Origin of the sequence: Endozoicomonas sp. ALE010 (assembly GCF_049310165.1) — a bacterium.
Taxonomy (GTDB): domain Bacteria; phylum Pseudomonadota; class Gammaproteobacteria; order Pseudomonadales; family Endozoicomonadaceae; genus Endozoicomonas.
The window spans coordinates 1-18,165 of the sequence record NZ_JBLYNV010000083.1; the positions used below are offsets into that span (position 1 = coordinate 1).

23 protein-coding genes are annotated in these 18,165 nt (G+C 56.7%); 4 read left to right on the top strand and 19 right to left on the bottom strand.

All coding sequences use genetic code 11. The annotated features are described in order from the left end of the window. The 15 genes from ACO6UY_RS22145 to ACO6UY_RS22215 all read right to left on the bottom strand — a co-directional run. On the bottom strand, positions 1 to 547 hold a 547-nt coding region (locus tag ACO6UY_RS22145), incomplete at its 3' end, for a YmfQ family protein (RefSeq protein ID WP_422491257.1). Beyond that, the gene (locus ACO6UY_RS22150) at positions 532 to 1,605 is read right to left on the bottom strand and encodes a baseplate J/gp47 family protein (RefSeq protein ID WP_422491258.1); all 1,074 of its coding nucleotides are present in this window, start codon (positions 1,603 to 1,605) and stop codon (positions 532 to 534) included. The genes ACO6UY_RS22145 and ACO6UY_RS22150, both read right to left, overlap by 16 nt. A 3-nt stretch (positions 1,606 to 1,608) precedes the next feature. Beyond that, positions 1,609 to 2,064, bottom strand: a complete 456-nt coding sequence (locus ACO6UY_RS22155) for a phage GP46 family protein (protein ID WP_422491259.1) — start codon at positions 2,062 to 2,064, stop codon at positions 1,609 to 1,611. Then, positions 2,061 to 2,591: a phage baseplate assembly protein V gene (locus ACO6UY_RS22160; protein WP_422491260.1), complete on the bottom strand. Its 531-nt coding sequence runs from the start codon at positions 2,589 to 2,591 to the stop codon at positions 2,061 to 2,063. Before ACO6UY_RS22160 ends, ACO6UY_RS22155 begins: the two co-directional genes overlap by 4 nt. Further along, positions 2,591 to 3,598, bottom strand: a complete 1,008-nt coding sequence (locus ACO6UY_RS22165) for a phage baseplate assembly protein (protein ID WP_422491262.1) — start codon at positions 3,596 to 3,598, stop codon at positions 2,591 to 2,593. Before ACO6UY_RS22165 ends, ACO6UY_RS22160 begins: the two co-directional genes overlap by 1 nt. After that, entirely contained in the window at positions 3,591 to 4,745 is a 1,155-nt protein-coding gene (locus tag ACO6UY_RS22170) for a DNA circularization protein (protein ID WP_422491263.1), read from the bottom strand. Before ACO6UY_RS22170 ends, ACO6UY_RS22165 begins: the two co-directional genes overlap by 8 nt. A gap of 9 nt (positions 4,746 to 4,754) precedes the next feature. Beyond that, the gene (locus ACO6UY_RS22175) at positions 4,755 to 6,413 is read right to left on the bottom strand and encodes a tape measure protein (RefSeq protein ID WP_422491264.1); all 1,659 of its coding nucleotides are present in this window, start codon (positions 6,411 to 6,413) and stop codon (positions 4,755 to 4,757) included. 112 nt (positions 6,414 to 6,525) lie between these two features. After that, on the bottom strand, positions 6,526 to 6,804 hold the full coding sequence (locus ACO6UY_RS22180; RefSeq protein ID WP_422460241.1) for a phage tail assembly protein: 279 nt from the start codon (positions 6,802 to 6,804) through the stop codon (positions 6,526 to 6,528). Beyond that, positions 6,804 to 7,169 (bottom strand): phage tail tube protein, encoded by a 366-nt coding sequence (locus ACO6UY_RS22185; RefSeq protein WP_422460243.1) that lies wholly within the window; start codon positions 7,167 to 7,169, stop codon positions 6,804 to 6,806. The genes ACO6UY_RS22180 and ACO6UY_RS22185 overlap by 1 nt, the downstream gene beginning before the upstream one ends. A gap of 28 nt (positions 7,170 to 7,197) precedes the next feature. Continuing rightward, positions 7,198 to 8,667, bottom strand: coding sequence for a phage tail sheath subtilisin-like domain-containing protein (locus ACO6UY_RS22190; protein ID WP_422491266.1), 1,470 nt, complete (start codon positions 8,665 to 8,667; stop codon positions 7,198 to 7,200). Next, complete coding sequence (locus ACO6UY_RS22195) at positions 8,664 to 8,840, bottom strand: DUF2635 domain-containing protein (RefSeq protein ID WP_422491267.1); 177 nt, start codon at positions 8,838 to 8,840, stop codon at positions 8,664 to 8,666. Before ACO6UY_RS22195 ends, ACO6UY_RS22190 begins: the two co-directional genes overlap by 4 nt. Next, positions 8,837 to 9,376, bottom strand: a complete 540-nt coding sequence (locus tag ACO6UY_RS22200; protein ID WP_422460249.1) for a hypothetical protein — start codon at positions 9,374 to 9,376, stop codon at positions 8,837 to 8,839. The genes ACO6UY_RS22195 and ACO6UY_RS22200 overlap by 4 nt, the downstream gene beginning before the upstream one ends. Positions 9,377 to 9,378: 2 nt before the next feature. Then, positions 9,379 to 9,684: a head-tail joining protein gene (locus ACO6UY_RS22205; protein WP_422460251.1), complete on the bottom strand. Its 306-nt coding sequence runs from the start codon at positions 9,682 to 9,684 to the stop codon at positions 9,379 to 9,381. Between the two features lie 2 nt (positions 9,685 to 9,686). Then, positions 9,687 to 10,013: a DUF2190 family protein gene (locus tag ACO6UY_RS22210; protein ID WP_422491269.1), complete on the bottom strand. Its 327-nt coding sequence runs from the start codon at positions 10,011 to 10,013 to the stop codon at positions 9,687 to 9,689. Positions 10,014 to 10,073: 60 nt separating this feature from the next. Further along, positions 10,074 to 12,077 (bottom strand): prohead protease/major capsid protein fusion protein, encoded by a 2,004-nt coding sequence (locus tag ACO6UY_RS22215; RefSeq protein ID WP_422460255.1) that lies wholly within the window; start codon positions 12,075 to 12,077, stop codon positions 10,074 to 10,076. Between the two features lie 364 nt (positions 12,078 to 12,441). On the opposite strand from ACO6UY_RS22215, the gene ACO6UY_RS22220 reads away from it, so the two are divergent. From ACO6UY_RS22220 to ACO6UY_RS22235, 4 genes are all read left to right on the top strand, one after another. Next, the gene (locus ACO6UY_RS22220; RefSeq protein ID WP_422460257.1) at positions 12,442 to 12,795 is read left to right on the top strand and encodes a helix-turn-helix transcriptional regulator; all 354 of its coding nucleotides are present in this window, start codon (positions 12,442 to 12,444) and stop codon (positions 12,793 to 12,795) included. After that, entirely contained in the window at positions 12,792 to 13,337 is a 546-nt protein-coding gene (locus tag ACO6UY_RS22225) for an ImmA/IrrE family metallo-endopeptidase (RefSeq protein WP_422460259.1), read from the top strand. The genes ACO6UY_RS22220 and ACO6UY_RS22225 overlap by 4 nt, the downstream gene beginning before the upstream one ends. Positions 13,338 to 13,542: 205 nt before the next feature. Further along, positions 13,543 to 13,674 (top strand): hypothetical protein, encoded by a 132-nt coding sequence (locus ACO6UY_RS22230; protein ID WP_422460261.1) that lies wholly within the window; start codon positions 13,543 to 13,545, stop codon positions 13,672 to 13,674. Positions 13,675 to 13,773: 99 nt separating this feature from the next. Next, complete coding sequence (locus tag ACO6UY_RS22235) at positions 13,774 to 14,061, top strand: hypothetical protein (RefSeq protein ID WP_422460263.1); 288 nt, start codon at positions 13,774 to 13,776, stop codon at positions 14,059 to 14,061. On the opposite strand, the gene ACO6UY_RS22240 is transcribed toward ACO6UY_RS22235, so the two are convergent. The 4 genes from ACO6UY_RS22240 to ACO6UY_RS22255 are packed head-to-tail and all read right to left on the bottom strand — an operon-like array spanning position 14,058 to position 18,079. After that, on the bottom strand, positions 14,058 to 15,557 hold the full coding sequence (locus tag ACO6UY_RS22240; protein WP_422491271.1) for a phage portal protein: 1,500 nt from the start codon (positions 15,555 to 15,557) through the stop codon (positions 14,058 to 14,060). The genes ACO6UY_RS22235 and ACO6UY_RS22240 overlap by 4 nt on opposite strands. After that, positions 15,557 to 15,751: a phage head-tail joining protein gene (locus ACO6UY_RS22245; protein WP_422491273.1), complete on the bottom strand. Its 195-nt coding sequence runs from the start codon at positions 15,749 to 15,751 to the stop codon at positions 15,557 to 15,559. The genes ACO6UY_RS22240 and ACO6UY_RS22245 overlap by 1 nt, the downstream gene beginning before the upstream one ends. Further along, on the bottom strand, positions 15,751 to 17,649 hold the full coding sequence (locus tag ACO6UY_RS22250; protein WP_422491274.1) for a phage terminase large subunit family protein: 1,899 nt from the start codon (positions 17,647 to 17,649) through the stop codon (positions 15,751 to 15,753). Before ACO6UY_RS22250 ends, ACO6UY_RS22245 begins: the two co-directional genes overlap by 1 nt. Then, positions 17,615 to 18,079: a hypothetical protein gene (locus tag ACO6UY_RS22255; RefSeq protein WP_422460268.1), complete on the bottom strand. Its 465-nt coding sequence runs from the start codon at positions 18,077 to 18,079 to the stop codon at positions 17,615 to 17,617. The genes ACO6UY_RS22250 and ACO6UY_RS22255 overlap by 35 nt, the downstream gene beginning before the upstream one ends. Between the last annotated feature and the right edge of the window lie 86 nt (positions 18,080 to 18,165).

The window sequence follows — 18,165 nt, forward strand, 5'->3', positions numbered from 1 at the left end:
GCCGGAACAGGCATTCCAGCTGATTGGTCTGCCAGCTGGCAAGCGGTTCACCGGCGGCACTGCGTCCTGCCGTGGCCCGGCTGATGGTCAGTGCATGGGGAGTATTCACCTGCCAGACAAAATGCCAGTCTGCCCCGTAGCAACCCTCGCCCGCTGTCGCCATGCCTGCCTTTGGCTGACTGAATTCCGTGATGGTGATGGCGTGGCCAAGCCGCGCCGCCAGCTGGATATAAAAAGTACGGGACTGGTCGCCCACTTCCGCCAGCTTCTCCACCAGTGCTGAACGACGCTGTTCCTGTGTTTCAGAAAGTGAACGGCACTCTTCCGGCAGGCCCGCCGCCTGCTCCCATTCGGGCAACAGCTCCGTGGTGTATTGCGGCAACGCATTACGGATCAGCTCGTCTGACCGGTGATCCACCCGGGCAAAGGTTTCTGCCAGCCCTTCCACCAGGTCATTGAGGGTACTGTCCTGTTCGGTATTCCAGGCAAGGCCACGGGGTAGCAGCTGCCGCAGCTGTTCGGCATAACGGGTCAGGCAGTCTGCCATGTCACACCTCCGTAAGTCGCCATGGCACCTTCGGCAGGGCGGATATCATCCACCGGGCTGACCAGGTCATGGTCAGTTTCACCACTGGCCACCGAAATCGCTTCACGCACCAGGCTGATCGGTACGACTCCCTGACCATTGCCGTCTTCCGGTTTGGCCTCCCGGTAGAACAGGTCTTTCAGCTCTGCCTCAATGGTGGAACGAACTTCAGGTGTGTCCGGCTTCAGATTGGTGATGGTAATGGTTTGCGGATGGGCAACAGGCGCATAAACGTATCGTTCTTTCATGGCCACCGGGCGCACAGCATCAATACGCTCCGTGACTGCAGTCACCAGGTCAGCGTCAGGTATCGGGTTATTCATATCACTGGCGGTGAATGTCAGGGAGACTGTACCCAGCCCCATCTTGTTGGGGTAGCACCAGGCCCGATCCACCCCGGGCACTTCCCGCGCCCAGCGGACATAATCGTCACCATTGCCGCCCCGTGCCGGTTTGCGGATTCTCAGCAGTAACCGGTCTCTCAGACTGTCGTCGTTTTCCGCTTCGACACCTCCGGTAATGCCACCACTGTTGACGGTGGCGTCGGCCTGTATGCCTTCAATGGGTGATGGCATCTGCAGCAATACTGCCGCTTCCGTATTGCCAGCCTGACCGGCATTCACGGCTTCTATATCTGCAATGGCAGTACCACTGGCCAGCGTAACGCCGGTGACGACCCGAAACGGCTCCCCGTCACTGCGGGTTAACAGGGTACCCGTGGGCACCGCTGCCCCCGGATTACCGGTAAACGTCGCCTGCCCTTTGGCAATCACCGCCTCACGGGGCAGGATATTCCAGACCACACACCAGAGCCGCAGGTATTGATCCGTTGCCGTGGCAGGATTGATCTGTCTGGCCAGGTAATCGAGGTAGCCATAAAGGCCATGAACCGCACCGGCCAGGGAGGTGGCCAGTTTGCTTTTAACGGAACGACGAAAAGCAGCGCCGCCCATCCGGCTGTCCAGATCGGCGGTGATGCGGTCGGCAATGTCTTTCAGGGATGGTCGTAAAAATGGCATGAATCAGTTCCGGCTGGACTGGGCGCCCCAGGGGGCCTGATACTGGTATCTTAAAGGAGGCTTCCGGGGCCTTTGTATGGTCACGCTGATTAACAGGGCGTCAGGACGGTGCACTTCTGTGGCCACGCTGACACTTTCTGCCACGCCGTCTTTCACCAGCCAGGCCAATGCCTGTTCACAGTATCGCCGTGCCTGGCTGACGACAGCCGCAGTCAGTTTTTCCCGCTGGAGCAGCCAGAGCAGAGAGCCGGTTTCATCGCCGGGCTCGGCATTCAGGGCATCGCCCCACCATCCCCGTCGGTCAAAACCTTCCGATACGCTCATATCGTCCGGCAGGCGTTTATCGGTAAACAGGCTGACAATGATCTGGGTCTCCAGCCCGTCATCGGTCATCAGGTCACCGGCCAGCACCTCCAGATCGGCACCACCGCCGGACATCACCAGTCGTAAATCACTCATTGGGGGGCTCCTGTAGTGCCGCCGCTATCGCCTGAATGTTTGTGTCCTTTCAGGCTGATACCGGCAGCACGGATATCTTCCGTGGCGGTTAACTGGCCATTTATGGCCAGATTGCCATTCCATGTTGTCTTGGGCGCATCGACGGTCAGGGCCGTTACGGCCTTGATAGAAAGGCCATCCCTGGCCAGATGTATCCGGTTGCCCAGGTCATCATAGAGCGCCACTTCTCCGGCTTTCAGTTGCTTCAACCGGTAGCGGACATCATCCACGGCAATCACCAGCCCATGGTCCCGGTTACCGCCATGGAACAACACTACTGCTTCTGCTCCCGGTTTGGGATGACTGGTAAAACCGTACTCCTGAAGCCGTTCAACCGGTTCTTTTAATTCACCGGGCAGTATCCCCAGTTGCAGGGTTTGCAGTTGGCTACCGTCGTTTATGGTATGGATCACCGCCCGACCAATCATCAACTGCAGGCGATGTTTTAACGGGGCCAGGGCTCTGGCCAGCTGTTGTCGAAACTCCATCAGTCACTCCTGTCCGGCTGCAGTTCATAAGCATCGGCCCGGACCAGTTCCAGATCGGTAAAACGGGCTGAACGACTGCCGGTATAGGTGCAGCCAATCACCAGAAGGGTTTCATCAATGCCGTGCCAGCCAGAACGCACCGGCACATTCACCCAGGGTCGCCAGAGCTCACCTTTAATGCCAGTCCAGCCTTTTACCCGTACCAGAAGACGCCAGCCACGGGCAGCGGCTACAGCAGCCTGCCATTGGGCGCGGCGCTGACACTGGGCATTGTCTACGGAGGATTCTGACAACAGGGTAAACGGTCGGTGTCTTTTGATCTGGCGGTCTCTCGCCTCTCCGGCAATGGCGCAGCGCTGGGCCGGTGCCAGCTCATCACTCATGCCTGCCAGCTGCCCCAGTGCCTGGTAATGGGAGAAACGCTGAGTGCGATCAACCCGCAGTTCTGATGAGACTATGTTTTCCCCTTCCACCAAAGCGGTTTGGGAACGAACCGCAGAACGGCCTCGAGTTACCTGCAGCTGTCCCAGACCATTACTGAAGATCAATACCGCACAGGTTCTACCCAACCGGTCCAGCGCTTCTGATCCGGTCTCACCGGGGAACAGGTCAAACCACCGCACCGGTTGCAGGGGCAGCTGACTGGTAGCGGTAACCCCAAAAGGCTGGCCGATGGCGTTGATAATGGCCAGCAGGTTCGAGTTACGAAACTGGGCCGGTTCCACCGTGCAGGCCGAAAGATCAGCAGCCCGATCCCAGCCCTGCAACTGTCGTGATTGCTGATCAGTGTCGTTTACGCTGTGAAGTTTGTCGAGATAGCCATTCACCAGGGGGCGCTCTCCCAGGCTCAAAGCACAGGGTTGATCCGTGCCCATCATGCCCTGCCACTGGCTGCCCACATTCAGGCTGAAGGCACCGGCCAGAAATTCCACACCGGTACGAATGGTGACCGACTCCCAGCCGGTCCAGATCTTGCCGCCCACGGTTAGCCGGATATCCTCAGCCATGGGTCAGCACCTCCAGGGGTTGGCCACCGGGCAGAAAGCCAGGGTGTGCAACCCCATTGCGACGGGCGATATCTTCTCCCCGGTCAGGATCCCGATAGAGTTCATAAGCGGTGACCAGAGCCGGTTGCGTGGCTGATGCCGTGTATTCCCCGACACTTGGCAGAGTCTGATCCGGCAACGTCTGGTACAGCCCCTGCCGTAATGCCTGCAGCTGGTCAAACAGGTTATCACTGAGGGTGTTACCGGCAATATCGTCCAGTGCATCCAGCAGTGTGTCACGGGTGGCCTCAGCCTGATTGACCGAGTCAAACCGGGCATCCACGGCCAACCGCGCTGAGGTAATCAGGGCCGCTTCACGGGTGAGGGCTTCGGTGGCCAGCCGGTTGGTCTGCTGTTGCTGGCGGGATGCGGTGATGGGGTTGACAGAACTGGCACCACTGTCGTAATTCAGCAGGCTGCCCAGGGCAGCAAGCCCCTCCAGGGGGTTACCCAGTGTGGTCAGGCTGCGGACGTTGATCATCAGGCCAGTGGCCGCATTAACACTGTTGTTTAACTGGCTGATTACCGGGCTGCTGTACGAACCTGCACCACCTAACCGGGCACTGACCTGGTTAATCTGGTCGGTGACGCTGGCCAACTGTTCCAGGGCATCCCGGGCAACAAAATCCGGTTTTTCTTCAATGGAAAAGGTGTCGGCATAGGCTTCGATACTGGCCGCTTCTGCCTGATCCGCCAGCTGGCTGATGGTGCTGGCCCGATCCGTCCAGGCCCTTGGCAGAACGGTGTCGCCCTTTTCCGTAAAGGTCAGGGAGAACCGGGCCATACCACCCTCGTCAGCTGACTCCCTTAATTGCCAGCTGTCGCAGATCACCTGCAGCACCCCCAGGTAGGGGTGCACCAGTTCACCGGGGCCTGCCTGGTCCAGGGCAGCTAACAGGGCATCCCGCATCCACTGGTAATCCAGACCCACCACATAGGCCTCTACCGAGTACCGTCGGGTTTTACGACCGGTGTCTTCGGTATTGGCGTCTTCCTGGTCGACCGAGTCCTGACTGTCGGTATTACGGCCACCGCTGGCATCGTGGGTGCGGGTATGAAAGGGAACGCCCCGGAAGCTGGCCTGTTGATAGTGTTCGCGCCAGGTCATAACGACTCCTTACCAGCTCATGGCGTAATCAAGGGAAGTATCGAGATCGGTACCCCGGTCAGTCCGGGTCTTCACCTGGGTTCCCCGGGGAACATTGGCAAAGTCCACAGTAACGGCAGCACGGTTATGGACATCAACACTCTGCTGCCTGGCGGCCTGCTGACGCACCGCTGCCGCTGAACGGGCATCACCGGCTGAGGGTGTGGCCGTGGTGGACTCAGCAGCGGTACTGTCAATGCTCCAGCCCAGTTTGCGGGTGATCCAGGCGGGCAGCAGGTTGGCCAGTTTGGTTTTGATGCTGTCGAGAATGTCAAAGCCGGTCAGCACTTTTATTAAGTGATTAGCGGCTCGAACCATACCGAGAAAAGGATTGTACTTGTCAATAAATGCCCAAAGTGCTTTGAATACTTTTCTCACTATTTCAAATCGCTGATAAAGCTCAACGCCTGCATATACCAATCCAGCGATGGCGGTTGTAATCAACCCGAAAGGCGTTAACAGCATGGCAGCGCCTAACGTTTTAAAGGCCAGCAACAGCGCTCCCATCGCAATAATCAGCTTGCCACCGATCAGCACCGCAAGGGCAGTCAGTACAACCTTAACGCCACCAAAGCGTTCAACCAGAGCAGAACCGAAATCAATAATTTGCTGCAGATGCTGTTTTAACTGCTGAAATCCGCTGTAGAGCTCTTTGACCGCATCACGGGTTTTATAAAACGCGGAGACCAGTGTTCTACCCAGTTCTTCAGCTCGCCGTTTTAACTCTCCGGTTTCGGACATCTGGTTCAGGCGATCCAGAAGTCCACCCAGTTTCTCTTTCAATAACTCAAACGGGCCTGACTCCATGACCAGCCGCTGGAATCGGCTCCATTGATCCAACAGGTTGCTGATCATTCCCTGCCAGGTGCCGGAAAGGTCTTTCATGGCTCCGCCATACTTATCGTTCCAGATCATCTGCAAGGTGCTCTGGATCATCTCACGATTACCCTTTTGTACCGCCTTGCGCATGGTTTTACCGGCACTGTTGGTGTATTCATAAACGATCTTGTTGCCCGATGATGCCGCCTTGATTCCAAACTCCTTCAGTCGTTCATTCTCACCGGTCACTGCATCGGCAATGGCTTCAACCGCCTGCATCATGTCTTTGCCCATGGCAGCCGAGGTATCACCAAGGGTCCGAAGCAGATCGCCATTGATCGGGTCCATGCCGTAAGCACGGAGCTTTACAAAAGCATCAGTGACCTGTTCCAGTTCGTAAGGGGTTTTGGCGGCAAAGTCTTCAATCCATGCCATTGATTTTTTCCCGGCCTCTTTACTGCCCTCCAACCGGGAAAGAATGGTCTCAAACTTTTCAAACTGGGCAGCGGTATCCACAAAGGACTTGCCCACGGCCAAACCACCGGCACCGGCCAGGCCACCCAGCACGCCCATTTTGGTGATAACGCCCCCCAACTCCTTGCCCACTTTGCCCACACTGCGACCGATACCGGCAAAGGCCGTGCCCATCCGATGCAGGCCAGCTTCACGGCCCAGACCCCGCAGGGAACGTTGCAGACGGCCCACTGGCCGTTGCAGCTGTTCGAACCGTCGGTTAATCCGGCGCATGGGTTGCGCCAGCCGGTCCAGGGCGCTGATCTCAATTCTCAGGTTGGGGTTATTGCGCGACATCAGGAGGGCTCCCGGGCTTCAATCCATTGCCGGGCCTGATGAATCCAGAATTCCAGATCCTGGTCATCCATGGCCCAGAGTTCAGAGGGGGGAAAGTGGAAGGTACCGGCGATTATTCCGAACCAGTCGGCCCAGTCACATCGCCAGCGGGCAAAAAACCGCTGATCACCTCCGCCACTGCCATCACATCTTCAATATCCAGCTCGTCCATCACCAGCGACGACTGACCGGCAATGCGACCGGCCAGCAGCAGAATGTCGTCCATGCCAATCTCGTTCCCCAGCCGTATGCCTTTCATGTGCTTGGCCTTGGGGCGCTGGAAGGTCAGCTCGGTAACATGGGTTTCTCCCACCACGACCGGATGCTTCAGGGTGTAGGCGACTGCCGTCATCAGCTGATCTCCTCTGCCCGCAGGCCTTCAATGCGCAGGGGGATCTCCCCCTCTTCGGAATTGCCGGTTCCTTCACCGGCATACCAGCCCTCGCTGAGGACCACGCTTTTGCCATTGGCCAGACGCAGCACGGCGGTAATGTTCACCGAGTTCACCAGCTGTTTCAGGTCGAGGTTGACGTTGTCGGTAATGGCACCCTCGATGTAAGCCACTTGGGGCGTCTCCTTATAGCCGTGTACCTTGTCGGCCCCCACCAGGGCTTCCCGCTGGGGATGCCCGAGGTTATAGCTGAAGGCCCCTTTGGCATCCATGCGGCTGCCGTCCACCGTCACTTCGATGATGCCGCCCTTTCTCATTTGACTCATGGGTTTTCTTCTCCCTGTGGCTCAGCCGTCAGACCCGGAACTGGATCTGGGCGGCATTGATACGCAGCTGGTTGATCAGATCCGGTGGCAACAGCCAGTTCAGCCGGTTCGGGTCCTGTGGGTCCCGCTCCACCACCAGGTCCCGCTTGAACTGGTCCAGCTCTTCAACCAGACCGAGGTTCTGCCACTGCATAAACTTGGCGATGGCTTCGGCCTTGCCCAGCGAGGGCGTCATAATGGCCTGTCCGGACGGTACCTGGACACTGTCGCCCGCCAGCTTGTGCCGTGGGTACTTGTTGGTGATGTAGGTACGGAAATCAAACCGCAGGTAACTCAGAGTCAGCAGCGTATTCACATCCCGATAGCTGGGGTCCGGTGCCCCCTGGGCATTCAGGTTGTAGGTGGTGACCAGTCGCTCAACCAGCACCTCACCACCGGGGCTCACGGTAAATGTACTGATGCCGTCGTTCAGCAGCAGGTTGCGTTCCTGCCGGGTAAAACGGTCTTCCGGCCAGGGTGCCAGCACGCCCACCATGGGCAGGGTCTGAAACGGTCTGGCCGGGTCAATCTGACCATGGAGCGCCACCACTGCCGCCTGGGCTGCGGCACACTGCCAGGGCAACGTGGGCACACCGGAAAAACCACCGATGCTGACATGCTCAGAGTTGCGGGAATCCCCCAGCGTACCGAGCTCTGCGTGTGAACCTTTGGCACCGGCAAACGCCAGCCCGTCCAGCTGCCGTTCCGGTCCCCAGCGGGAGGCCAGTTCGCTTTCCAGTGCCGTCAGGTTGGCACCATCGGTGTACGGCATGGCGATGATGTGATAGGCCTCATCGCCCATAGCGGCAATGGCTGGGCTGATGTCCGGGTTGCCGGTACCGTTCGACAGTCGGGCCTGCCGTGGGGCACTGACCCCTTCCGGGAATCGCTCCCCGGTGTAGTAGTTGCAGCGCACATCAATACCGTTGCCCGCTTCGCCCTTGTGCCGTGCCCTCAGGGTCACCTTGGCAGCCGACGCCGTAGCGGTGACCGCCAGCTCACCATCGGCATTGATGGCCGCAGCCACCGCCGTTGCAATGGCGGTGCTGTTCTCCCCTACGGTGACACCGGCACGTACACGACGACCACCGATCATCAGGTTAAAAGTGCCAGACTGGGTAGCCGTGCCGGTAATGGTCAGATCCAGTGTCGCCTGTACACCGGCCTGAAGATCATCCCGGGCAATCACCCAGAGCTCAGTCACCCGGTTATTGGCCAGAAACGCCTGCACCTGCTGATGGATCATGGAGCCACGGCCAAAGTATTCCGCTGCCTGCTCCTCACTGGTCACCCGGGTCGGCACATCCGCTGCCACGGTGCCGGATGCCAGACGCTGACCCAGTACCAGTGCCCGGTAATTCTGGATGGCCGGGCCCTGGTTGGCATGGGAGTTATCAAACTCCACAAAGACAAACGGCGTCAGCTGGCCGTTGGGAATCTGGTTAAAGCTGATGCTCATTTCGCCTTCGCTCCCTGCTGTTCGGTTGGGTTCTCGACCAGCACCACGTCACCGGCTTTCAGCCGACGCAGCCAGTAGCTATTGTGTGGTACCTGTTCGCCTTCAGGCCGAAGATGATGACCCGCCGGGGTACGCACCTGCAGGCCCTTTCTGGGTTTGATATGCAGCGTCATGGCTGGTCACTCCCCGGTAGGTTGATGGATTGTTCAGTGCTTTCACCGCTGCCGGTATTAATAGTCACCCCGGCACTGTTCCAGTAGGGCCAGCTGTCCGGGTTGGGACTGGCATCGGTGTAGTAGTGCAGTTCAAAACTCAGTTCACAGGCACCAATGCAGTGCTCACCCTCTTCGCTGAACTGGATATTGGTGCTGTTGAGAAAACCGTCTGCCACGGTCTGGCCAAAGCTGACATCGGCAAACACGGCCTGTTCCACCTGAAAGGCCAGGCGATCCAGCAGGTCATCCAGTCCGTTCCGGCTTTCTGCCCGGATGTCCACAACGCAGGTCAACCGTCGTTTGTCCTGTCGGGGCGCGGTCTGCTCTGCATAGCCGGTATCACAGCTTTCGGTGGTGGTGTACACCAGCAGACAGGGCAGGTCGTCCCGCCTCAGGGTACGCTGACGGTTGACAAACACCCGGTCACCGGCGTCTGTTTTGCCTTTCAGCTGGGTAGCTATCGCTGCCCGTATGGTTTGCCGATGGTGTTTCATGGTCAGTAATCCCGCTTCAGCATCAGTTCCGCCAGGCCTTCCCCATCGGGCCGGATCTCGTCTATCCGGTAGCTGAGGCCACGGAGTTGTACCCGGTCTTCCGGTTCCGGTGGCTGGCTGAAGTCATTGAGCCGAACAGCAATCTTGGGCTCAGCAGACGCCACCGGGGCACCACTGACCGGGTCCGCTTCCAGGTATTCACCAAAAAAGATCACCCGGGTGGTCACGCCCGCCACCGTGGCCGACTCCGCCAGGGGACTGGCCAGAATCGCCCGGTGCATGCCGTTGGCCAGCTGCCCGAAATCCATGATCAGACGGTACCGTTCAGACGAACACGTACCACCGCCGCCCCGTTACCGGCCGCTTCACTGGCGCAGCCGATCAGGGTGTTGCCCGATGCGGTTTTGCTCACCGCCGAACCGGTCCAGTACACCTTGGCCCCCTGGGTAATGTCGTCTGCCACGGTTTTGGGCAGTTCATATACACCACAGGTGTCTTTTTCAAAGGCCTCGCCGGTGGCTGCGTCGGTCATTGCCACGCCAAACAACGCCCCGGTTAACACGCCCTGACCACTGGTGATGGCACCGGTGGCGATGACGGTGATCAACCGTCCTTCCTGTATCTTGTTTCCCGCCATGTTCCTGTCCTCTGGAGGATCTATGCAACAGATAACGGGGTTGCCCCCGTTATCCTGCCCTTAGCCTTTCTGCTTGTAGAAGCCGCGCCAGTCGATAAAGGCGGCCGCGACATCAAGGCGTGCCTTGAACTTGATGCCATCCACATCAAAGCCCGCCTCTTCTTCCAACACCAGCCCTTCATCGCCGGAGAGATAGGCCAGTTCGATCGTATCGATCTGGTCAGGGCCGCAACCGAGGAACCAGTCCTTGGCATTGCCGCCGTTCTCTTCCAGACGGGGCTCAGCGATCAGCTGCAGACGCCCGGCAAAGGGGTTGATGTCTTCGTTTTTGGTGGCTGCCAGGTTCTGGCTGATAAACTGCTCGCCTTCGGTTTCCCGGCTGGACGGGACAATCATGTATTCCGGCATGACCGAGATCAGACGACCATCAACGCCTTTCTGCTTGCGCATGGCAGTACGGCCAGCACCAATGGAGGCAATGGTAATGCCCGTGGCCGAGCTGTTGTAGTTGAGGTGGTCGCCATGGAAGATGGTTTTCCCATCTGCCATCTTCTGATTCTGCGTGAACAGTCCCCAGACCAGATCGGACTCCAGATCCGCAGCGGAACGGCCATACATTCGGGCCAGGCGCATAAACGCTTCCAGGTCGTCATTGATAATGGCCTGACGGGTGATCGGGATGATCTTGCCGTAGGTTTCCAGACGGTAGCTTTCCGCCTCTTCACCCAGCTTGCCGTACTTGAACTCGCCGTTTTCGTTCACCTTCTCCAGGTTGGGGGCATCCCCGAGGCGGGTACGCTGCACCGGCTTGAAGTCGTTCAGGCTGACCTGGCGCACCAGTGGGCGGAAGGTCTGCGGGCTGCCAGCATAACTGTCCTGCAGGGTCTTGTTGGTGACATTGGCCAGGATCAGCTTGAAGTCACTGGTGGACATGGCCTGCCTGGCAATTTCCAGGGGGTTCATGCCACGGGTACTGACACCACCGGTTTCCACCGCATCACGGGCCAGATCCAGCAGGCGCAGACCACGGAAATCACGACCGTCGTCGGTTAATTTCACCTTGGACGGGTTGACCCGGTGCATCAGGGCGTTTTCCATGGCGGCACGCTTGGCATCCAGGGTGGCGGTATTGGTGAACGTCACAAAACCACGGCTCTCCTGCTGGTCACCCTGGTCGGCAAACTTGTCGATAATCAGCTTGCGGGCCTCTTCGATCACCGTACCGTTGGTGATCAGCTCATCGGCAAACTCATCACCGAGACGGGCAGCACGCACCGCCTGACGGATATCGGCGACCCGCTGGCGCTCCGCTTTTACGGCAGCATCGGCGGCACTGCGGACCTGGTCCGGGGTGATGGTGTTATCAGGCGACGTTGTCGGTGCAGCGCCGCCCTGGCCCTTGTCGGAACGCTGTCCATCTTGGGACAGATCTTCATTCTCTTCCATTGGAGTTTCCTTTTCAGGGGTGATGGGCGCTGCGGCCCGGGTTACAAATTCACAGGGGTTGCTGTCAATGCTCTGGGAGCGGGTACCGGCCTCATCGTCTGCGCCCACGGGCACAAAAGAGAGTTCATAGGGTTCCCAGTCGATGGCGCGGAGAGTTTTGATCTTGTCATCGTTCTCCGTCACATCTTCAAACTTGAATACGCGGTAGCCGATGGAGACGTTGCAGAGAATGCCGTCGCGGATATCCTGCACCACGCCATTGATCTCCTCCCGCTGGGAGAGCAGCACACGACAACGGCCTTCAGCCCCGTCAGTAGATGCCGTCCCTGGCTGAATCTTGCCGATCACATTGCGCAGTGAATACGTCGCGTGGGAGTCACAGACCGGCGCGTTGTTGTTGAAGCGCCCCATGCGGATATGGGCCGGATCCATGGAGAGCTCTTCGTTAAACTCTTCGTCTTTCCACCAATCGTACCGACGCACCCGGGCACCGGTAGACCAGACCACGTCCAGACTCCGCTCTTCCTCATTCCAGCTGTCCGGCATGGCCCGGGCTTCCAGCTGCATGGGAGGGATATCGCGGGTCTGCTGTGGTTCGGTTACATGATCTTCATCCATTGTGTCCGGCTTCCCGTTGGAAAATTCGCTGGTTCAGACACGATGGTATGCAGGGGGGAAGGGGGTTGGGAGTGGTGGTAGTTCAGGCGGGGGCATTTTTTGTCACAGGAGGGTATTTCTCAGCACAATGTTTTTCTGTTGTGTTCGTACGTTGTCGTTTTTTACAAATTGATATTACCGGACAAGATTAATGATCGCTCCTATAATCAAACGACCAATTATGTATAGAAAAAACCAATTAAAGTTTGCAGGATTAACCTTTTTTGGTTAACATCGTGTACAGGCTGAGTTAAGACAGTTAACCCCTGATACTTTAATCAGCCCGAAGCAGTAGCTTCAATAACGAAAATTTTGGAGAGCAAATATGATCACCCCGTTCGGCAAGGAGGTTCGGAAATACAGAATTGACCACGCCATGACTCTGAAGGAAATGGCTGATGGTGTAGGAGTGTCTTCTGCTTACCTTTCCTCTGTAGAGACAGGGAAAAAAACAATAACAACGGAACTGGTGGACAAAATTATTAAGCTGCTAATGCTCAATCGAGAGGATGTTAAAAAACTAAATCAATCAGTAGACGTATCTAGACTTGAATACAGTGTGAAGGGCTCTGGCTGCAGTGATGATACTAAGGAAATGGTAACCATGTTTGCCCGCAGCTTCTCAGGATTAAGTAAAGAAAAACAGGATGATATTAAGAGGATGCTAAAAAACAAATGAAGATCCAGCGAAAAAAAGGCCGCATGGTGCCTCCACTAAGTGCTAAAAAGATAGAGAAGACGGCTTCCGGGATTCGCAGTGGCCTTGCGGATCCCAAGGAACGCCTCAATGTCGTCCGCTTTATCGAACTGCTGCTCGTCCCAATAATGGGGTTAGAATTCGAAGTGGTAGAAAATCATGAGCTTGGTGGAGACGCTGCTCACACTTACCCAGACAAAAACCTCATGCGCTGCACCCAGAAAGTTTATGATGGCGCCTGTGCAGAAAATCCCCGTGACATTTTTACCCTCGCCCATGAAGTTGGACATTTCTTTCTTCATAAAGGTACTGCCAGTTTCGCCAGAAGCAATGAAGGCAGAGAACATCAAATCTATGAAGACTCCGAATGGCAAGCTGACGAATTTGCCAGTGCGTTCCTTATGCCGCTTGAAGTAGCTTTGGAGTGTAATTCAGAGGATGAACTATGTGAGATGTACGGAGTTTCAAGGTCCGCTGCAGAAGCAAGATTGAGGAATATCAACAAAAGGTATAAGAAAAAGTAAGAGAACGACTTCGAGGTGGCACTCCAAGCCGTTGATACTCAAAAGGTATGAGACTAATGCGGTGAGACTCATATCTCTCAAGCCATAATGCAGGAATTTGGCGATCCCTGCTCGGAATGGTAGACCTGATCGGCAATCGGGTCAATCCCCCCGTTCGATTATGTCTTGAGTTTTCTGGCCGCCGCTCAATAGAAGGAATCCGCTCATGCGTGATGACGACTATGAAGTGGTGTATTGCACCAGCTACTTTAACAAGAAAGCTGGAAAACGCATTTACGCCCATCAATACGGGCTCAAGGCTTTCTGCTTTAAGTTCCCGAAAAAACGGAAGAAGTAATTCTTCCAACCTGCAATAGGGTGGCTGCTAGCCCCACCCTATTGCTCTTAATTACAGCCATATATTTATCGGCTGAAAATATTAAAGCAGGAGCTGAAAGTGAAAGTTAAAAACATCAACGGAACCAGTGACAATACTTGCGAATGCAGAAGCTGGCTACATCACTGGCAGAGATTCAGTGGTCAATCATCTATCTATTGTTCTGTAAAGAATTGCCTCTCTTATGCGGAGGTAGGTGCCCATGTACAGAAAGGTGGATTAATGATTGATAATAGCTGGTACATTGTCCCTATGTGTAAATCACATAATAACATGCATGGGCAAGTTCTTGAGATTGGGGATGCCTATAATCTGGTATCAGCCAATGCCAGAGAAACCTGTGGCTAATCACTGTCGTTAGGTTCTGCCTGCAACGTCCCCCCGCGAGCGGTTTTCCGGGGGTCCGTATCCAACACAATCCCCATCTTATCCAACCGCTGCAGATCACCCTGATACTCTTCAAAAAATTTCACCGGATCATAACCCAGACGACGGACGCCTTCCGACTGGGTCATCAGGCCGTCACGGATATACTCCCGGATTGCCTTGCCCTCTTTCTCCATATCCAGGGCAGGCACCGCCGGTGGCGTCCATTCGGCAGTGACCGGTTCGTACTCACCAATCAGCCGGGCCGCTTCATCAAACCAGCCATAAACCTGCTCACAGAATCCGGGAATCAGCATATTCCACTGCCAGTGCTCCACATTGGCCACAAACTCCAATCGACCCATTCGGGCACTGGAAAAGTTAACCTGGGAGTAATCACCGGTCAGCTGTTCGGCGGTGATACCAAACGACATGGCAATTTCACGCAACAGGGTGCGGGTATAGTCGGTGCCATTGTCCGCATCGGGCGGTGTCACGGTGGTGATGTCGTTATGCCCTACATACTCCACCATACCCGGCTCGATCGAGTCTACCGGCAGCGTCGGGTCACCGTTGTTTTTCTTGGGCAATGAGACACTGTTGGCATCGGTCCCCTTCACCAGCACGGCAAAACAGCTGGCAATTTTCTGTTGCATCAGCTTGGCATCCTGCAGTTCATCAAAATCCCGAAGCCGGAGCATGGCGGCAGCAAGCCAGGGCACACCATGAATCTGTTCCGGTCGATCCGAGTCGAACACATGGAGAATTTCCGAGGCATCCACCCGACGGGACTGGGCGTTATAACGGCGGAAGTGGTGATAGTCACCGGGGTGCTGATCGAACAACCAGTAAGCCACCAGTTGACCAATGGCATTGAACTCTTTGCCCTGGACGATCTTGTGACCGTTATCCAGCGTCTGGGTTTTGCCGGTATCAATCCAGTCCGGTTCCAGCACCTGAAGCTGCAGGGGAACGGCCAGGTTATCGCTGGCCCGACGTCGACGACGACGGATCAGTACCGAACCGGACTCAAAAATGGTGTTCATGGCCAGTGCCTGCAATGCGTAGATATTTCTCTGGCCATCGGCGTCTATCTGGGTGGACTCGGCCCAGCTGCGCCACAGCTTCTGGCGCTTTTTCAGGGCTTTCTGGTTCTGCCCTTTCAGCTCGGCCACAATGCCATAACGGACCACATTGTTCCGGATTACCCGCTGGGCCTGTCGTGCCCAGGCATTATTCCGCAACAGGTCCCGACTGCGGAACATCAGTGTCTGAAAGTCTTTGCCAATTTCGCTATTGGCAGAACTGCCATGGGCGACCCAGCCCTCCGTCCGGCGTCCTTTGGCCGCCCCTTCATACCGGCGCTTGAACACATTGGCCGCGCTCATGGCCTGCAGCCGTCGCATGTAAAAACGGGGAGCGACGTTGATCAGTAACCGCTCATAAAGTCCCATCTCCTCACCCGTTTTTCTGGCCATTATTGTAATCCCTTGCTGAATGAAACCACCCTGGCGTGCTGGGGTTTCTCAATATCCCGGCGCATCATGTCCCGGATCCGCATCATTTCGGTCAGGCTGCGATAGCGAACCTTCTTGTCGCCATACTCCACCTCCAGGGTACCCATTGCGATGGCGTCTTCCAGTGCGGTGAGTTGCTGTTGTGTAAAGGCCATTAGCGTTTAATCCATCTTCCTTTGCGGGTACGTTGCTGTTCTGCCACTGGTGCCGGGGCAGCAGACGACGGTGTAGAGAGTTGTCCCAGCGCCTGTTCCAGCTCCCGCCAGTGCTCTTCCTCAAACCGGTCGATACCCACGGCGGCAGCGGCAGCACGGTTATAGACCCGGCAGTCCAGGGCTTCATTGCGCTCCCGGAACTTCTCCCAGCCGTATTGCATCCCCCGCTTGGTCTGCTTTTCCACCAGGTGCTCGGCAGTCAGCATCTTGAAATAGTCTTCGTTGTATTGGGGAAAGCGGCAATAGCCAGCGGGCGGCTGTAATGACGAATCATGGTCTTTTGTGAAATCCAGCTGCAGCCAGGAGTACAGTTCTGTCTTGGCAGCATCGGTGCCAATGCCCCAGAGCTGCACCCCTTTCTGCACATGCTGGCCTTCAAAATTGAGATCCACATAGGATGGACGACAGAGGATAGGATAAGGGCCCGGGGGCATTCCCTTGATCGCCATCACCAGTCCCGGATGTTTACGCACCCAGTTGTAAACCACCTGGGCGTTGTAGCCGGTGTCAATGGCAAAACGCAGCAGGGACATTTCCACACCGTTCGCGTGTTTCCAGGTGCCGTTGACCAACCGGCTCAGCTGGTCCTGTACTTCCTGAGTTTCAATGCCTCCCTCGATCACGATGTAATCCACAGACCATGATCGTTTACCCCGCCCCCAGCTGACAATCTCGATCTCAATCCGGTTTTTCTGGATATCCGCCGCGCCGGTCAGGAACAGTCCCCCTTCAGGCACCCTGCCAATGGGGTAATCATCCCGACGCTCATAGAGTCGCTGCCACTCCGGTGCATCGCCTTTCTGCTTCCAGGTCTGGGCCAGCTGGGTATTGATAAAGGTTTTCAACAGCTGGGTATTGCCCTGGGCATTGATCCACTTTTCCGCCAGTTGGGGAATGCTCTCCCAGGGGCTGGCCAGTTTGGAGACATTGAACCCGGCATGACCGGTAAAGGGACGGGTTGCCCGCCAGCTTCCCTGGGTAATGGCCTGCTGTCGCTGGGGTTCAGTCCAGGGGGTTTCACAGTGAGGGCAACGATAGTGAGACTGCTCCGGCAGTTTCTTGCCGTTGTCGTCTTTGGGAATCACCACATTGGCCCAGACCATCTCTTCACGATGACCGCAGGACGGACAGGGCACTTCAAACACCCGCCGATCCGACAGTTTGTATTCCCGGGCTATCCGGCTTTTCCCCTCAATGGTGGGGCTGCAGACATGCACCCGCTTGGCATTCCAGAACACCGCCTGCCGTTCCGCGATCAGGGCGATCGGGTCCCCTTCATCACCGGCAGAGGCCGGGTACTTGTCCACCTCATCACAGAGCACCACCCGCACCGGACGCATGGCAAGATCCCCCGGGGCATTACTGCCGACGATGGATACATGACCACCGGCAAAGGTTTTATGGAGAATCTTATCGCCCCGGATTCGCCCCTTGAGGGTAGGCGAGTCCCGCAGCATGGTACTGAGCCGGTCTTTTGACCAGGCTTCCCCCAGTTTCTCATTGGGCTGCATCACGATCATGGGGGCTGGGTCGAGGTCAATGTGATAGCCGACGATGTTGTTGATCAGCTCGGTTTTCATCAGCTGGGTGCAGCACATCACCGTCACCACTTTCACCGCCGGATCACAATAGGCCTCCATGGGACCACGGCACACCTCCACATTGCCGGTTTTCCACTTGCCCGGCTCGGACGATGACTCCGCCGACAGGTAGCGATAGGTATCGGCCCACTCCACCAGTCCCATATTGGGTGGCGGCTTCAGGTTTTCCCGCCGTGCCCTGCCCAGCAGCTGCCGGGCGAAGTCAATCGCATCGGGATTCAATACTGCCTGGCTCATCGGCGGTCAGCTCCTTTAACGCTTCGGTGACAACTTCCATCAGCAGCTCCTGCACTTCCGTTGGTGAATCCATCAACGCCAGCCGTCGTGAGTATTTGCCAGGAATGGCAATCAGGTTGGCACGGACGAAAGCGTATTCACCGGCCACCAGTTCCACCATGGTGGGTACGTCCAGCTGCTCCTGCCGTTTCCGGGCATTGTCCAGCGCCTTGCCGTCGGCCTGTTCCTTGGCCAGTCGTGCCCGCTCCTGTTCCAGGTCATAGTCACCGGCGGTTTTGTCCGCATCGTAGAGCAAAGGCAAAACGGTCTTGCTCTCGTACAGATGGCTGCGGCCTTCAATCACCGGTTCGATCGTTTCCAGCCGGGCCTTGATGGTTCGGTGGGTTTTGCCTGTCAGCTCATGGAGCTTGTTGGTACTCAACAACGGCATCGTTCCGGCTCCCTGTTATGTTGTTGCCCTTAGAAATTCTCAAAATGTCGTCTTTCACCGGGGTTCGAACTACCCGCGCCAAAAAT

What these genes read in the sequence shown, in the direction of transcription:
- ACO6UY_RS22150 (WP_422491258.1), bottom strand. Translation starts at nt 1,605, where the DNA reads ATGCCATTTTTACGACCATCCCTGAAAGACATTGCCGACCGCATCACC.
- ACO6UY_RS22155 (WP_422491259.1), bottom strand. Translation starts at nt 2,064, where the DNA reads ATGAGTGATTTACGACTGGTGATGTCCGGCGGTGGTGCCGATCTGGAG.
- ACO6UY_RS22160 (WP_422491260.1), bottom strand. Translation starts at nt 2,591, where the DNA reads ATGGAGTTTCGACAACAGCTGGCCAGAGCCCTGGCCCCGTTAAAACAT.
- ACO6UY_RS22165 (WP_422491262.1), bottom strand. Translation starts at nt 3,598, where the DNA reads ATGGCTGAGGATATCCGGCTAACCGTGGGCGGCAAGATCTGGACCGGC.
- ACO6UY_RS22170 (WP_422491263.1), bottom strand. Translation starts at nt 4,745, where the DNA reads ATGACCTGGCGCGAACACTATCAACAGGCCAGCTTCCGGGGCGTTCCC.
- ACO6UY_RS22175 (WP_422491264.1), bottom strand. Translation starts at nt 6,413, where the DNA reads ATGTCGCGCAATAACCCCAACCTGAGAATTGAGATCAGCGCCCTGGAC.
- ACO6UY_RS22180 (WP_422460241.1), bottom strand. Translation starts at nt 6,804, where the DNA reads ATGACGGCAGTCGCCTACACCCTGAAGCATCCGGTCGTGGTGGGAGAA.
- ACO6UY_RS22185 (WP_422460243.1), bottom strand. Translation starts at nt 7,169, where the DNA reads ATGAGTCAAATGAGAAAGGGCGGCATCATCGAAGTGACGGTGGACGGC.
- ACO6UY_RS22190 (WP_422491266.1), bottom strand. Translation starts at nt 8,667, where the DNA reads ATGAGCATCAGCTTTAACCAGATTCCCAACGGCCAGCTGACGCCGTTT.
- ACO6UY_RS22195 (WP_422491267.1), bottom strand. Translation starts at nt 8,840, where the DNA reads ATGACGCTGCATATCAAACCCAGAAAGGGCCTGCAGGTGCGTACCCCG.
- ACO6UY_RS22200 (WP_422460249.1), bottom strand. Translation starts at nt 9,376, where the DNA reads ATGAAACACCATCGGCAAACCATACGGGCAGCGATAGCTACCCAGCTG.
- ACO6UY_RS22205 (WP_422460251.1), bottom strand. Translation starts at nt 9,684, where the DNA reads ATGGATTTCGGGCAGCTGGCCAACGGCATGCACCGGGCGATTCTGGCC.
- ACO6UY_RS22210 (WP_422491269.1), bottom strand. Translation starts at nt 10,013, where the DNA reads ATGGCGGGAAACAAGATACAGGAAGGACGGTTGATCACCGTCATCGCC.
- ACO6UY_RS22215 (WP_422460255.1), bottom strand. Translation starts at nt 12,077, where the DNA reads ATGGATGAAGATCATGTAACCGAACCACAGCAGACCCGCGATATCCCT.
- ACO6UY_RS22220 (WP_422460257.1), top strand. Translation starts at nt 12,442, where the DNA reads ATGATCACCCCGTTCGGCAAGGAGGTTCGGAAATACAGAATTGACCAC.
- ACO6UY_RS22225 (WP_422460259.1), top strand. Translation starts at nt 12,792, where the DNA reads ATGAAGATCCAGCGAAAAAAAGGCCGCATGGTGCCTCCACTAAGTGCT.
- ACO6UY_RS22230 (WP_422460261.1), top strand. Translation starts at nt 13,543, where the DNA reads ATGCGTGATGACGACTATGAAGTGGTGTATTGCACCAGCTACTTTAAC.
- ACO6UY_RS22240 (WP_422491271.1), bottom strand. Translation starts at nt 15,557, where the DNA reads ATGGCCAGAAAAACGGGTGAGGAGATGGGACTTTATGAGCGGTTACTG.
- ACO6UY_RS22245 (WP_422491273.1), bottom strand. Translation starts at nt 15,751, where the DNA reads ATGGCCTTTACACAACAGCAACTCACCGCACTGGAAGACGCCATCGCA.
- ACO6UY_RS22250 (WP_422491274.1), bottom strand. Translation starts at nt 17,649, where the DNA reads ATGAGCCAGGCAGTATTGAATCCCGATGCGATTGACTTCGCCCGGCAG.
- ACO6UY_RS22255 (WP_422460268.1), bottom strand. Translation starts at nt 18,079, where the DNA reads ATGCCGTTGTTGAGTACCAACAAGCTCCATGAGCTGACAGGCAAAACC.